We start from the raw sequence: 14,048 nt of genomic DNA on the forward strand, positions 1-14,048 counted from the left end.
TTCATAAGCCTTAATGGCTTATGAATGATTTAAAACCTTGTTTAAAAATTCTCTCAATCTTTCATTGCTAGGATTTTCAAATACTTCTTTAGGGCTTGCATCAACAGCAATTTTTCCTTTATCCATAAAAAATATACGATTGGCAACATTTCTAGCAAAACCCATTTCATGGGTTACCACAAGCATAGTTAAACCTTCTTTTGCAACATCTTTCATAATGCTTAGAACCTCGCCTATCATTTCAGGATCTAGAGCTGAAGTAGGCTCATCAAATAAAATAACATCAGGATTCATCATCAAGCTTCTAGCAATAGCTATGCGTTGTTTTTGTCCACCAGAGAGCTTATGGGGCATTATATTTTCTTTGTCTGCTAAACCCACCTTAGCAAGAAGTATTTTTGCTTTTTTTATGGCTTCTTCTTGACTTAAAATTCCTGTTTTAATGGGCGTTAAACATAAATTTTCCATAACATTTTTATTAGCAAAAAGATTAAAATGCTGAAATACCATGCTAACTTTTTGCCTGATCTTATTAATATCAATTTCTTTATCAAGTATGTTTTGCTTATTGATTAAAATTTCCCCACTATCAGCTACTTCTAAGCGATTGATGCAGCGTAAAAATGTACTTTTTCCTCCTCCACTTGGACCTATGATAGCTATTACATCGCCTTTTGAGATTGTAGTGTTAATATTTTTTAAAACTTCTAATTCTCCATATTTTTTTTGTAAATTTTTAACTTCAATCATTTTTATTCATCCTAAGTTCAAGTTTTTTTGCAAAATAACTAAAAATTTTTACACTTACGTAATAAACAAGTCCAGTGAAAATAATAGGTTTTGGATTGTAAAGTACGGCTTGCAAGCTTTGACTTTGCATGGTAATATCAACAACACTAATAAATCCTACAACAGAAGTTTCCTTAAATAAAGAAATAAATTCATTAGCTAATGCAGGTAGAATGTTTTTAGTAGCCTGAGGAAGAATAATTTCTTTCATTGAAGTTTTGTAATCAAGTCCCATTGCTCTTGCAGCTTCCATTTGTCCTTTATCCACACTATTAATGCCACTTCTTACAATTTCTGCTATATAAGCCGAGCTATTAAGTCCTAGTGCAAGAATGGCTGCATAAAGGTTATCTATAAAAGTAAAAATTACAAAAGCAAAAATCATCAATTGTAAAATTACTGGTGTTCCTCGTATAATGTCTATATATTCATCTATAATAAAATTAAGTGTTTTAAATTTAGAGAATCGTAAAATAGCTAAGCCAAAACCAATAATCACTCCGATAATAACAGCACAAGCAGTTAATAAAAGCGTAATAAGATAACTTTTTAAATAAGCTTTTGCATTTTCTGTATAGCCATAGCTTACAACTCCGCTAGGATCTTGAATTTTTAATATTTCTATCGGGAAAGAAAAATAGCCCCATAAAATAATAATAACAAAAAAAACAAAAATTCTTATATTTTTCTGATTCAATTTGTAAACCTTTTCAGAGAAATTATTTAAAAAAAGATTTTATAGAAATATCTTTGAATTTTCTCTAAAGATTTAAAAAAATATGTTAGAATTTCCTAAAAATAAGGTTGTATTTATGGAAATTTTAAATTTCATTCTAATAGTTATTTTTGTGTTTTTAATGATTGTTTTGGTCATAGGATTCAATCATCAAATGATGCAAAAAAACAAAGAAAGAGAAGAAAGATTTAAAAAATATAAAAAAGGAGAACAAAATGAGTAAAAAAGTATTAATTCCATTGGCTCAAGGTTTTGAAGAAGCTGAATTTATAGGAATTGCAGATGTTTTAAAACGAGCAAGAGAATTAAATCCGGATTTGGAAGTTGTTATAGCTTCGTTAAATAGTGAGTTATTAGTAAAGGGTGCTAATGGCATTAGTATAAAAGCAGATTGTTCTATAGAGGATGTTGATATAGAAAATTTAGATGCCATTGCTTTGGCGGGTGGCTTTGAAGGTATGATGAATCTTAAGAATTCAAATATTATTTTAAATATCATTAAACAACTTCATAGCAACAATAAAATTGTTGCCGCAATCTGTGCTTCTCCTATAGTCTTAAATGAAGCAGGTGTTTTAGAGGGCGAGTTTGCTTGCTATCCTAGTTGTGAAGTTGGACTTAATGGAAATCGTGTTAACAAGGCTGTAGTTGTAAATAAAAATGTTATAACTTCAGCAGGTCCAGCTACGGCAATTCTTTTTGGTTTAGAACTAGCTAAAAAGTTATGCGGTGATGAAATTTATCAAAAATTATACGAGGGAATGTTGCTACCTCTGACAAAATAATTTAAATGGTAGTTTTTCTACCATTTAAATTAAAATAAAGCTTGAGGATTTTCTTTTTTTGTTTTTTCCTTAGGCAGTTCAAAACCTCCAAGCATATGAAAATGCAAATGAAAAACTTCTTGTCCGCTATTTTTTCCACAGTTTGTTACCAAGCGATATCCACTTTTATCTACGCCTAAAAGAACAGCTAATTCTTGTATGAAACTTGTCATTTTGGCCATAAGTTCAGGATCAAATTCTTGAAAGTCTTTAAAATGTTTTTTAGGGATTATAAGTATATGTATGGGTGCTTTGGGTGCAATATCATGAAATGCTAGAAAATCGTCACTTTCAAGCACTTTATTGCATGGAAGTTTACCTTCAACTATGAGTTCAAAAATTGTTTTTTCTTGCATTATTTATCCTTTTTTATTGTTGGTTTGATACAATTATATCTTTAAAGTTTGGTTTTTATGCTGAATTTAAAATAGTTTTTAATAGAATTAGAACTTGAAATATTTTATTTTAAGGTAAGAAAATTGCAAAATTTTATAGAACAGATTCAAAAATGTGAGAATTTAAATGATTTGGAAGCCATTAGGATTTCCGTTCTTGGAAAAAAAGGTATTTTAACAGAAGGCTTTACAAAGCTTAAAGAGTTAGAAGATGAGGCGAAAAAAGAATTTGCTGCTAAACTAAATACACAAAAAGAAATATTTAATGAGGCTTATTTAGCTAAATTTAAAGATTTGGAAAATCTTGCTTTAGAAGAAAGAATGAAACAAGATGCTTTAAATTTTAACTATTTTGATGAAAGTATTACAACAGGTGCCTTGCATCCTGTTATGAGTACCATGGATAAAATCATAGAGTATTTTATAGCTTTGAATTTTAGCATAGAAAAAGGGCCTTTAATAGAAGATGACTTTCATAATTTTGAAGCGTTGAATTTACCTAAATCTCACCCTGCAAGAGATATGCAAGATACCTTTTATTTTGATGATAAAAGGCTTTTAAGAACACAAACTTCGCCAGTGCAAATACGGACAATGCTTGCACAAAAACCTCCTATTAGGATGATAGCCCCTGGTGCTGTATTTAGAAGAGATTTTGATATTACGCATACTCCTATGTTTCATCAAGTTGAAGTCCTTGTAGTGGAAGAAGGGCAAAAGGTTAGCTTTGCAAATTTAAAAAGTGTATTGGAAGATTTTTTGCGTTATATGTTTGGAGATGTGAAAGTTCGTTTTCGTCCAAGTTTTTTTCCATTTACAGAACCTTCTGCTGAAGTTGATATTTCTTGTGTATTTTGCAAAGGAAAGGGTTGTAGAGTTTGCAAACATACAGGTTGGCTCGAAGTTTTAGGATGTGGAATAGTTGATCCTAATGTTTATAATTTTGTTGGTTATGAAAATGTAAGTGGCTATGCTTTTGGATTAGGAGTAGAACGTTTTGCAATGCTTTTGCATCAAATTCCAGATTTAAGATCCTTATTTGAAGGTGATTTAAGATTATTGGAGCAGTTTAGATGATAATTACTAAAAGTTGGTTGAATGATTGGTTAGAACTTGAAGAAATAAGTTCAGATAAAATAGCTAAAACTTTAAACTCTATAGGTATAGAAGTTGATAGAGTTGGCGCTTTAAAGGCTCCAGATAAAGTTGTTGTAGGCTATGTTAAGGAAAAAATTAAACATGAAAATTCAGATAAATTAAGCATTTGTCAAGTTGATATCGGAAGTGAAACCTTGCAAATTGTCTGCGGTGCTGCGAATGTTGATGCAGGACATTTTGTAGCTGTTGCAACTAAAGGTGCTATCATGCCAAACGGTATGGAAATAAAAGAAGCAAAATTACGAGGAGTGGATTCTTGTGGTATGCTTTGTTCTAGTTTAGAACTGGGTTTTGAAAAAATCAATGAAGGAATTATGCTTTTAGATGAGAGTATAGGGAAATTAGAACTTGGGAGAGCTTTAAATACTTATGAAATTTTTAATGATGAGCTAATAGAAGTAGAACTTACTCCTAATAGGGGTGATTGTTTGAGTATTTATGGCATTGCTCGTGATTTGGCTACAGCTTTAAATTTAAATTTAAAAGAACCAAAACCATTCAAAGAAAGTGAAAATGTTTTAGGTATTGGTAGAATTTTGCGCTTAGCAGCTGAGAAAGAACTTAACGGACTTTATAATTATCGAGCCATAGAGCTAAAAGAAGAAATTCAAACAAATTTATTGCTTAGTTTAAGACTTGCTCAAATTGAAAGTTTGGGAAAAAATTCCATAGAAAATTTATTAAATTATGCAACGCATTCAACTGGTGTTCTTTTTAATGCTTATGATTTAAGTAGTTTTTCTGAAAAAGATGAAGAATTTACCATCAATTTAAGCAAGCAAATGCATGGAGAAACAAAAGTATCTTACAAAGATAAACTTTTAAGCTTTAGCGGAATTTTCCAAAATAATGAAAGTAGATGCAAAGATGATTCTAAAATAATTATTATTGAGGCTAATTATACCGATCCATTGGTGATTGCAGATGCTAAAATATATCATAAAGATCAAGATGAAAAAATACTTTATAGAAGTTTTAGGGGAAGTGAGCCTAAATTAAATTTAGGAATGGATTTTTTACTTAGTATTTTTGAGCAGATTCCAAATCTTGTTATTTATAGTTCTTCTCAACAAATTTTAACCGACAAAGAATTACCAATCATACCAATAAGTATTGAAAGTATTGGCGATATAATAGGGCAAAATGTTGATAAAGATGAAGTATTAAAAATATTGAAAAAATTAGGTTTTGAACTTATACTTTCAGGCGAAGGGCTTATAAATGTTAAAGCACCTTTACATCGTCCTGATATTAAAAATTTATCAGATATTTGCGAAGAAGTTGTAAGAATTATAGGTATTGATAATATTGCTTCCAAGGGTTTAGAATTTGTAGAAAAAAATCGTTTAAATTCTGCATATAAAAATTATATTGAGTTTTTAAATTTAAGGAAAAGAGCAGTAGCTAGTGGTTATTTTGAAAGCTTACATTATGTTTTAGACAATGAAGAAGAACTTAAAAGATTGGGTTTTGACTCTGTTAAATTAAAACTAATCAATCCAATTACAGCAGAACTTAATACTTTAAGAACAACCCTTTTAAATCATTTATTGAATGCAGCAAGTTTAAATGCAAAAAATTCTAAAAAAATTATTAAACTTTTTGAACTAGGGGTTGTTTTCAATGTCAATAATCAAGAATTAAATCGTATCGCATTTATCCATTCTGGCTTAAAAGAAGAAGCTAAAATTTCCAACAAGGCCAAACCTGAATCGGTGCAATTTTATGATTTTCTTTTAGACATTAAAAATATTATAGGCGATTTTAAACTAAAATCATCAAAATATAATATTTTAAGCCCTTATGAACAAGCAGATATTTATCTATCAGATATTAAAGTAGGTTTTATAGGCCGTTTGCATTTAAAAATAGAAAATGAGAGAGATTTGCCAAAAACATATATTTGCGAACTTGATTTAGATTTAATTAAGCAAGATTTTAAAATAGCTAAGCCTTATTCCAAATTCCCAGCTATCACCAGAGATCTTAGCGTGTTAATACCTAAAGGTTTTGAATACAATCAGATTAAAAATTGTATCGAAGAATTAAATTTAGAAATACTTGAAAATTTTCGTTTAGTTGATATTTATAGCGATGAAAACCTTAAAGAATTTTATAGCATTACCATAAGTTTTTCTTTTAGGGATATAAATAAAACTTTAGAAGATAATCAAGTAAATGAATGCATGGATAAAATTTTAAATACTCTTAAAAATTTGGGTCTTGGTTTAAGATGAAAATTTACAAATTGCAAACCCCTGTAAATGCTACACTTGAAAATATAGCAGCAGATAAAAGCATATCTCATCGTTTTGCTATATTTTCGCTTTTAACACAAGAAGAAAATAAGGCTCAAAATTATCTCTTAGCTCAAGATACTTTAAACACTCTTGAAATTATAAAAAATCTTGGAGCTAAAATTGAAGAAAAAGATTCTTGCGTCAAAATTATACCCCCTAAAGAAATTTTATCTCCAAATTGTATTTTAGACTGTGGAAATTCAGGAACTGCTATGCGTTTGATGATAGGATTTTTAGCAGGAATTTCTGGTTTTTTTGTTTTAAGTGGAGATAAGTATTTGAATAATCGTCCTATGAGAAGGATAAACAAACCACTTACTCAAATAGGCGCTAGAATTTATGGAAGAAATGAGGCAAATTTAGCTCCACTTTGTATAGAAGGTCAAAATTTAAAAGCTTTTAACTATAAAAGCGAAATTTCTTCAGCTCAAGTTAAAACAGCTATGATTTTATCTGCTTTTAGAGCTGATAATGTATGCACTTTTAGTGAAATTTCTCTTAGTCGAAATCATAGTGAAAACATGTTAAAGGCTATGAAAGCTCCGATAAGGGTTAGTAATGATGGCTTAAGTCTTGAAATAAGTCCTTTAAAAAAACCTTTAAAAGCTCAAAATATAATCATTCCTAATGATCCTTCTTCGGCTTTCTATTTTGCTTTAGTAGCTATTATTTTGCCTAAATCTCAAATTGTTTTAAAAAATATTTTACTTAATCCTACTCGTATAGAGGCGTATAAAATTTTGCAAAAAATGGGCGCCAAACTTGAAATGACAATAACTCAAAATGATTTTGAAACTATTGGTGAGATCAGGGTAGAGTCTAGCAAGCTTAATGGCATAGAAGTTAAAGATAATATCGCTTGGTTGATAGATGAAGCGCCTGCTTTGGCCATAGCTTTTGCTTTAGCTAAGGGTAAATCTAGTTTAATAAATGCTAAAGAATTGCGCGTTAAAGAAAGCGATAGGATTGCTGTGATGGTTGAAAATCTAAAGCTTTGTGGTGTTGAAGCTAGAGAACTTGATGATGGTTTTGAAATAGAAGGTGGATGCGAACTAAAATCTTCAAAAATTAAAAGCTATGGGGATCACCGTATTGCTATGAGTTTTGCTATTTTAGGTTTGCTTTGTGGAGTTGAGATTGATGATAGTGATTGTATAAAAACTTCTTTTCCAAATTTTATAGAGATTTTATCAAATTTAGGAGCTAGGATTGATTATTGAATTAGCAAAAAACTATGGTTTTTGTTTTGGTGTTAAAAGAGCTATTAAAAAAGCAGAACAAATAAAAGATGCCGCAACTATAGGTCCTCTTATTCATAATAACGAAGAAATTTCTCGTTTACAAAAAAATTTTAATGTCAAAACTTTGGAAAATATAAAAGCTTTAAGCAATGAAAAAAAGGCTATTATAAGAACTCATGGTATTACAAAGCAAGATTTAGAAGAATTGAGAAAAAAAGATATAGAAATTTTTGATGCCACTTGTCCTTTTGTTACAAAGCCACAACAAATTTGCGAGCAAATGAGCAAGGAGGGTTATGAAGTTGTTATTTTTGGAGATGAAAATCATCCCGAAGTTAAAGGAGTAAAAAGTTATGTAAGCACAAAAGCTTATGTAGTTTTGGATAAAAAAGAGCTTCAACATATAAAACTTCCTAATAAAATAGCTGTAGTAAGCCAAACAACTAAGAAGCCTGAACATTTTATGGAGATAGTAAATTTTTTAATACTTAAAACCAAAGAAGTAAGAGTTTTTAATACTATATGTGATGCAACCTTTAAAAATCAAGATGCCATTAAAGAACTCTCGCTTAAAAGTGATGTTATGGTTGTTGTAGGGGGTAAAAACTCAGCCAATACAAAACAACTTTTTTTGATTGCAAAAACCAATTGTGAAGATAGTTATCTAATTGAAACCGAAGAAGAGTTAAAAAAAGAATGGTTTTTAGATAAAAAACATTGTGGTATTAGTGCAGGTGCTAGTACTCCTGATTGGATCATACAAAAAGTTATCGCCAAAATAGAAAATTTTAAAATTAATTAAAAAATGTTTTCAATATAGAATAAAAAAGTCAAAAATTTAAAAAAAATTAACAAAAATAAAAAAACTTAACACTAATTAAAGAAAAATAAGGTAAAATCAATCAATTTCTAAAAATTATTTTAAAGGACCATAATGAGCGAGGTGAACAAAAAAGTTCAAGGCATTGTAGACGATTATCTTGAGGAAGAAGATTTTGGACAGCTTTTAGAGGCTTTTGATAAATCAAGAGAAGAGGCTACAACAGAGGGTGTGATTGTAGAGATCAAAAATGATGAAGTTTATGTAGATATAGGTAAAAAATCTGAAGGTATTTTAGCTCTTAGCGAAATACAAGATGACAATTCTAAGTTATTATTTAATGTAGGCGATAGTATTAAAGTTTCTGTTATGGGTTCTCGTGGTGGCAGATCTTTACTTTCTCATAAAAAAGCTTTGAGAAAAGAAAAAGTTATTGAATTTATTAAAAACTATCAAGAAAATCAAGATGATATTTTTACCGTAAAAGTAGTTGGAAAAAATAAAGGCGGATTGATAGTTGTTGATGAAAATGATGTTGAATTTTTCTTGCCAAAATCTCAATATGGCTTCAAAGAAACAAATAACATTATAGGCAAAACGTTTAAAGTTAAAATTATTAAAATCGACAAAGATGAGCAAAGTATCATTGTTTCTCGTAAAAAAACTTTAGATGAGGAGAGAAGAAAACGCAAAGAATTGATCAATAATGTAGCACAACAAGAAGATTTAATTGAAGGTATTGTGAAAAAAATTACCACTTATGGTATGTTTGTAGATGTAGGAGGTGTTGATGGCCTTGTTCATTACAGCGAAATTTCTTACAAAGGACCTGTAAATCCTGGAACACTTTATAAAGAGGGCGATAAAGTTCCAGTTAAAGTAATAAAGTATGATAAAGAACGCAAACATTTATCCTTATCTATAAAAGCGGCTTTACCTGATCCATGGAGCGAGATAAAAGATACTCTTGATGTAGGTGATACCATTAAAGTAATAGTATCAAATATAGAGCCTTATGGTGCTTTTGTAGATTTAGGAAATGATATAGAAGGATTTTTACATATCAGTGAAATTTCTTGGGATAAAAACATCAAAAATCCAAAAGATTATATCAACAAAGGTCAAGAAATTGATGTTGAAGTAATTGAAATCAATCCGAATGAAAGACGCTTAAGAGTATCTTTAAGAAATTTACTTTCTAGACCTTTTGATGAATTTATGAAATCTTACAAAATTGCAGATGTGGTTGAAGGAGAAATTACCTCGGTAACTTCTTTTGGTGCATTTGTTAAACTTGGCGGTATTGAAGGTTTATTGCATAATGAAGATGCTTCTTGGGATAGAAACGATAAGTGCAAAGATAAATTCTCCCAAGGGGATAAAATCAAAGTAAAAATTATCAAAATAGACGAAGAAAACCAAAAAATATCATTAAGCACAAAAGAATTAAGCAGTTCCCCAGTGCAAGAATATGCCAAAATTCATAAAGTCGGCGATATTGTAAAAGGCGCTATCCGTGATATTAAAGATTTTGGTGTTTTTGTAGAGCTAAGTAAAAATGTTGATGCTTTAATTCATAAAGAAGATATAAGCACTTCTATGCTTGAAAATTTGAAAATTGGCGACGATATTGAAGCTGCTATAGTTTTTATTGATGAAAAGAAAAATAGAATTCGCCTAAGTGTTAAAAATCTTATTAGAATGAAAGAAAGAGAAGTTCTTAATGAAATCAATAATGATGATAAAGTGACTTTAGGTGATATCATTAAAGATCAGCTAACTTAATGAAAAAATACATTACAATAAGCATTTTGAGTATTTTATTACTCATTTTGCTTGCTGTTGTTTTTACATTGCTTTGGCAATTTAAAGCTAATGTAAATTTCATTCCACAATTTGCTAAAGATACAAATACGCAGCCAAGCATTCAAACCCAAAATCAAGATCTTTCATGGCAAGAAGAATTAGCAAAATGGCCTACACGAGATTTTACCCCAGCAGCAGAAAAATTTACCTTATATTTTGATGCGGATACTAGCGAGCTTAAGGAGAAAAATAAATATTATCAACTTATAGTTGGAAAATATGATATTTATTCTATGTTTTGCTTAAGACAGACTTTAAATTCTTTTAATGTGAAGTATTTTCTTCTTAAATCAGGTGATAGTCCAGAAATCTTTTTGGATACAGGTAATGAAAAACTTATAGATGATATTATGAAAGAATTAAAAAAATATAAAATAAATACAGAAGTAAAGGAAATTTGGTTATGAAAAAAAAGATTATAGTATGTGATGCTATTTTGGATAAAGGTATCGATATTCTAAGAAAAGCTGAAGATATTGAGCTTATAGAAGCTGCAAAAGTTCCAAAAGATGAACTTATGCAAATGCTAAGCGATGTTGAAGTTGCTATTACTAGAAGTTCTACAGATGTAGATATAAATTTCTTAAATCATGCCAAAAAATTAAAAGCGCTTGTGCGTGCTGGGGTGGGCGTAGATAATGTTGATATTCCAGAGTGTTCTAAAAGAGGAGTGATTGTGATGAATGTCCCAACTGCAAATACTATTGCCGCAGTTGAACTAACAATGGTACATCTTTTAACATCAGCTAGAAGCTTTGTCAATGCTCATAATTTTTTAAAAATTGAAAGAAAATGGGAAAGAGAAAAATGGTATGGCATTGAATTGATGAACAAAACGCTAGGGGTTATAGGTTTTGGAAATATAGGTTCAAGAGTAGCTATCCGTGCTAAAGCATTTGGTATGAAAATTTTAGCCTACGATCCGTATATTTCTGCTTCTAAGATTACAGATTTAGATATGGAGCAGGCAAAAAATTTGGATGAAATTTTAGAAAAAAGTGATTTTATTACCATTCACACACCAAAAACCAAAGAAACCAATGGTATGATAGGAAAGCAAGAAATTGCAAAAATGAAAGATGGAATAAGATTAATAAATTGTGCTCGCGGAGGATTGTACACAGAAGAGGCTTTATATGAAGGTTTAAAAAGTGGTAAAATAGCATGGCTTGGTATAGATGTATTCAATAAAGAACCTGCGACTAATCATCCTCTTTTAGACTTTGAAAATATTTCAGTTACTTCTCACCTAGGAGCAAATACTTTAGAAAGTCAAGACAATATCGCAAGAGAAGCTTGTGAGCAAGCACTAAGTGCAGCACGAGGCGTGGCTTATCCTAATGCCTTAAATTTGCCAATTAAAACCGAAGATTTACCACCTTTTGTAGCTCCTTATATAGAACTTGTTTCTAAAATGGCTTTTTTAGCTGTTCAAATTGATAAAAATCCTATAAAAAGTATTAAATTAGAGGCTGAAGGAATTATTGGCGAGTATGCAAATTCTATGCTAACCTTTGCAGCTGTTGGTGCTTTGGGTGGAATTTTAGGAGAGAAAATTAATTATGTTAATGCAGAATTTGTTGCCAAAGAAAAAGGAGTTGAATTATCTTGCGAAACTCTTCCAAATAGTGGTTATAATAATAAACTTAGCGTTAAAATTATCACCGAAAATTCAAATATCAGTGTTTCAGGAACAGTGTTTAATGAAAATGAACAACGCATAGTTGGATTAAATGGCTTTAAAACTGATTTTAAGCCAAAAGGGAAAATGATTATTTTTAAAAACAAAGACATACCAGGAGTTATAGCTAAAATCAGCTCCGTTTTGGCAGCTAAAAATATCAATATAGCTGATTTTAGGCTTGGTAGAGATGGTTTTGGGTATGCTTTGGCTGTTGTTTTGATTGATGAAAAAGTTCAGAAAGAAGTATTAGATGAACTAAAACAATTAGAGGCGTGTGTATTTGTCCAATATGTTGAAATTTAAAATTTTAATTATAGAAGATGATATAGATTTAAACGAACTGCTTGTTTTAAAGTTAAAATCTAGTGGTTATGAAGTTATATCTTTAGTGGATTTTTTTGGAGTTGAAGATTTGCTCGATAATGAGCAAATCGATCTTTTAATAGTCGATAGAAATTTGCCCAGTGGAGATTCTTTAGAAAAAATTCAAGATTTAAGAGAGCAAGGATATAAAGAAGCAGTTATTTTTCTTACAGCCAAGGCTTTGCATCAAGATTTGCTCGAAGGCTTTGAAAGTGGTTGTGATGATTATGTTTGTAAACCTTTTGATTTTAATGAGCTTTTGCTTCGCATTAAAGCAATTTTAAAACGCCATAAAAAAGAAGAAGAAAAACTATCTTTTGGTGATTTTATTTTAGATTTGGCTAATTATGAATTCTTTTACAAAAATCAAAAATTAGAAATCTCAAATCTTGACTATGAGCTTTTAAAATATTTTTTTGAAAATCCAAATACCTTGCTTACTAGACAATTTTTAAGCGAAAGCGTTTGGAAAGATGATACTACAAGTGATAAAACAATCAATATAGCTCTAACAAGACTTAGAAATAAATTTCCAAAACTAAAAGATCATATTATAAGCGTTAGAGGTGTTGGCTATAAATTATGCTAAAAACTAAAAATATTTTTATAGTTTTTTTTGTTGTATTGGCTTTGATTTTTGGGTTTATTTTTTGTACTTTTACTAACTCTTATCTTAATTTCTTGCTTATAAAACAATATGAGCAAAAAATCAAAAGCCTTGATGATGTTTTAAAATTTTCTCTCTTAGAACATTTAAATGATGCTAATATCAAGGATTTTGCTAAAGATACTAGGGCTGATTTTATTATCCTAAACAATGATATGAAAATAAGTTCTGTAAAAAATCCTGATTTTTTTTCTAATCTTAAAGAAGGAAAAATTTTAAATTTCGATTCAAAAAAAATTCTCACTAAAAGCTTTATTTACAAAGGATATAAATATATTATTATTGTTTATCCTCGTTTTTTAGATTTAGAACTTTTTTGGACAAAAATGGCAATCGGTTTTGGAGTGTCCTTGCTGTTTGTTTTTATTTTAATGTTGTTGCTAGGTAGAAGAATAGAGAAAAATTTTAATAAAATTTTGGATTTTTTAGATTCTATAGGGGATCATAAAGTTGTTATATTAGAAAAAGGAATGTTTAAAGAATTTAATTTGCTAAATGAGAAGCTTTTAAAAACTAAGGATAAAATTCTAAAGAATACCCAGAAAAATAAAAAACAAAGCGATAAAATCACTTTAAAAAATACTCAGCTTGCTAGTGTGATTTCTGCTATTTCTCATGAGCTTAAAAATCCATTAAGCGTGATTGATCTTAGCTTAGAGATGCTAAAAGATGAGAAATTGGAAGATAAAAAATTAAAAAAGGAATTGCTAGAAAAAATTTCGCGTCAAAGCATTAAGCTTAATGCTTTGACCCATAAGCTTAATTTTGTTTTTAATCTTAATAGTGAAGCCTTGCAGATGCAAGAATTTGATCTTTTTTCTCTGTGTGAAAAAATCACTAAAAACCCAGGCTTTGAAAGAGTTGTATTGCAAGGTAAAAGCACGAAAGTTAAGGCTGATGAATTTTTAATCGAGCAAGTGATTATAAATTTGCTTTCTAATGCTTTAAAATATAGTCAAAAAGAAGTCATTTTAACAGCAAGAGATCAAAAGATAATAGTGCAAGATTTTGGAAAAGGTATAGAAGAAGATAAAATAAAATTGATTACAAAAAAATTTTATAAAATTGATGTAAAAAGTGATAATTCTTTTGGTTTGGGACTTTTTTTAGTAAAGAAAATTTTAAGTATACATAAAAGTTATCTTGAAATTTCTAGCACTTTAGGCTATGGTTCTAGTTTTAGTTTTAAACTCAGTCAAGGATAA

Annotated in this window: 14 protein-coding genes; 11 read left to right on the forward strand and 3 right to left on the reverse strand. The window is 29.6% G+C overall.

The window, feature by feature from the left end; all coding sequences use genetic code 11:
* Nucleotides 1-18: 18 nt before the first annotated feature.
* Nucleotides 19-750 (reverse strand): amino acid ABC transporter ATP-binding protein, encoded by a 732-nt coding sequence (locus tag AJ930_RS02790; protein ID WP_002861599.1) that lies wholly within the window; start codon nt 748-750, stop codon nt 19-21.
* Nucleotides 743-1,486, reverse strand: a complete 744-nt coding sequence (locus tag AJ930_RS02795; RefSeq protein ID WP_004305952.1) for an amino acid ABC transporter permease — start codon at nt 1,484-1,486, stop codon at nt 743-745. Before AJ930_RS02795 ends, AJ930_RS02790 begins: the two co-directional genes overlap by 8 nt.
* An 82-nt stretch (nt 1,487-1,568) precedes the next feature.
* Here AJ930_RS02795 and AJ930_RS02800 point away from each other — a divergent pair, with 82 nt between their 5' ends.
* Both AJ930_RS02800 and AJ930_RS02805 read left to right on the forward strand, forming a co-directional pair.
* A complete protein-coding gene (locus tag AJ930_RS02800) occupies nt 1,569-1,748 on the forward strand; it encodes a hypothetical protein (protein WP_072224015.1) in 180 nt (59 codons plus the stop codon).
* A complete protein-coding gene (locus tag AJ930_RS02805; RefSeq protein WP_004305949.1) occupies nt 1,741-2,310 on the forward strand; it encodes a DJ-1 family glyoxalase III in 570 nt (189 codons plus the stop codon). Before AJ930_RS02800 ends, AJ930_RS02805 begins: the two co-directional genes overlap by 8 nt.
* A gap of 29 nt (nt 2,311-2,339) precedes the next feature.
* On the opposite strand, the gene AJ930_RS02810 is transcribed toward AJ930_RS02805, so the two are convergent.
* Nucleotides 2,340-2,705, reverse strand: a complete 366-nt coding sequence (locus AJ930_RS02810) for a histidine triad nucleotide-binding protein (protein WP_002857192.1) — start codon at nt 2,703-2,705, stop codon at nt 2,340-2,342.
* A 123-nt stretch (nt 2,706-2,828) separates the two neighbouring features.
* On the opposite strand from AJ930_RS02810, the gene pheS reads away from it, so the two are divergent.
* The 9 genes from pheS (at nt 2,829) to AJ930_RS02855 (ending at nt 14,048) form a co-directional block, all read left to right on the forward strand.
* The gene (gene pheS / locus AJ930_RS02815; RefSeq protein ID WP_070274804.1) at nt 2,829-3,821 is read left to right on the forward strand and encodes a phenylalanine--tRNA ligase subunit alpha; all 993 of its coding nucleotides are present in this window, start codon (nt 2,829-2,831) and stop codon (nt 3,819-3,821) included.
* On the forward strand, nt 3,818-6,139 hold the full coding sequence (gene pheT, locus AJ930_RS02820; protein ID WP_070274805.1) for a phenylalanine--tRNA ligase subunit beta: 2,322 nt from the start codon (nt 3,818-3,820) through the stop codon (nt 6,137-6,139). Before pheS ends, pheT begins: the two co-directional genes overlap by 4 nt.
* Nucleotides 6,136-7,422: a 3-phosphoshikimate 1-carboxyvinyltransferase gene (aroA, locus tag AJ930_RS02825; protein ID WP_004305942.1), complete on the forward strand. Its 1,287-nt coding sequence runs from the start codon at nt 6,136-6,138 to the stop codon at nt 7,420-7,422. The genes pheT and aroA overlap by 4 nt, the downstream gene beginning before the upstream one ends.
* The gene (locus AJ930_RS02830; RefSeq protein ID WP_002861592.1) at nt 7,412-8,245 is read left to right on the forward strand and encodes a 4-hydroxy-3-methylbut-2-enyl diphosphate reductase; all 834 of its coding nucleotides are present in this window, start codon (nt 7,412-7,414) and stop codon (nt 8,243-8,245) included. Before aroA ends, AJ930_RS02830 begins: the two co-directional genes overlap by 11 nt.
* Before the next feature lie 132 nt (nt 8,246-8,377).
* Nucleotides 8,378-10,048 carry a 30S ribosomal protein S1 gene (locus tag AJ930_RS02835; protein WP_053872271.1) on the forward strand — a complete coding sequence of 557 codons (1,671 nt, stop codon included), beginning with the start codon at nt 8,378-8,380 and terminating at the stop codon, nt 10,046-10,048.
* Nucleotides 10,048-10,536 (forward strand): hypothetical protein, encoded by a 489-nt coding sequence (locus AJ930_RS02840; RefSeq protein ID WP_044780501.1) that lies wholly within the window; start codon nt 10,048-10,050, stop codon nt 10,534-10,536. The genes AJ930_RS02835 and AJ930_RS02840 overlap by 1 nt, the downstream gene beginning before the upstream one ends.
* Nucleotides 10,533-12,116: a phosphoglycerate dehydrogenase gene (gene serA, locus AJ930_RS02845; RefSeq protein ID WP_044780500.1), complete on the forward strand. Its 1,584-nt coding sequence runs from the start codon at nt 10,533-10,535 to the stop codon at nt 12,114-12,116. The genes AJ930_RS02840 and serA overlap by 4 nt, the downstream gene beginning before the upstream one ends.
* Complete coding sequence (locus AJ930_RS02850; RefSeq protein ID WP_004305935.1) at nt 12,103-12,765, forward strand: response regulator transcription factor; 663 nt, start codon at nt 12,103-12,105, stop codon at nt 12,763-12,765. The genes serA and AJ930_RS02850 overlap by 14 nt, the downstream gene beginning before the upstream one ends.
* A complete protein-coding gene (locus AJ930_RS02855) occupies nt 12,759-14,048 on the forward strand; it encodes a sensor histidine kinase (RefSeq protein ID WP_044779238.1) in 1,290 nt (429 codons plus the stop codon). The genes AJ930_RS02850 and AJ930_RS02855 overlap by 7 nt, the downstream gene beginning before the upstream one ends.

It is taken from the genome of Campylobacter sp. BCW_6871 (assembly GCF_001762325.1).
Taxonomy (GTDB): domain Bacteria; phylum Campylobacterota; class Campylobacteria; order Campylobacterales; family Campylobacteraceae; genus Campylobacter_D; species Campylobacter_D jejuni.

Coding starts and splice junctions, on each gene's coding strand:
- AJ930_RS02790 (WP_002861599.1), bottom strand. CDS start 750: ATGATTGAAGTTAAAAATTTACAAAAAAAATATGGAGAATTAGAAGTT.
- AJ930_RS02800 (WP_072224015.1), top strand. CDS start 1,569: ATGTTAGAATTTCCTAAAAATAAGGTTGTATTTATGGAAATTTTAAAT.
- AJ930_RS02805 (WP_004305949.1), top strand. CDS start 1,741: ATGAGTAAAAAAGTATTAATTCCATTGGCTCAAGGTTTTGAAGAAGCT.
- AJ930_RS02810 (WP_002857192.1), bottom strand. CDS start 2,705: ATGCAAGAAAAAACAATTTTTGAACTCATAGTTGAAGGTAAACTTCCA.
- pheT (WP_070274805.1), top strand. CDS start 3,818: ATGATAATTACTAAAAGTTGGTTGAATGATTGGTTAGAACTTGAAGAA.
- aroA (WP_004305942.1), top strand. CDS start 6,136: ATGAAAATTTACAAATTGCAAACCCCTGTAAATGCTACACTTGAAAAT.
- AJ930_RS02835 (WP_053872271.1), top strand. CDS start 8,378: ATGAGCGAGGTGAACAAAAAAGTTCAAGGCATTGTAGACGATTATCTT.
- AJ930_RS02840 (WP_044780501.1), top strand. CDS start 10,048: ATGAAAAAATACATTACAATAAGCATTTTGAGTATTTTATTACTCATT.
- serA (WP_044780500.1), top strand. CDS start 10,533: ATGAAAAAAAAGATTATAGTATGTGATGCTATTTTGGATAAAGGTATC.
- AJ930_RS02850 (WP_004305935.1), top strand. CDS start 12,103: ATGTTGAAATTTAAAATTTTAATTATAGAAGATGATATAGATTTAAAC.
- AJ930_RS02855 (WP_044779238.1), top strand. CDS start 12,759: ATGCTAAAAACTAAAAATATTTTTATAGTTTTTTTTGTTGTATTGGCT.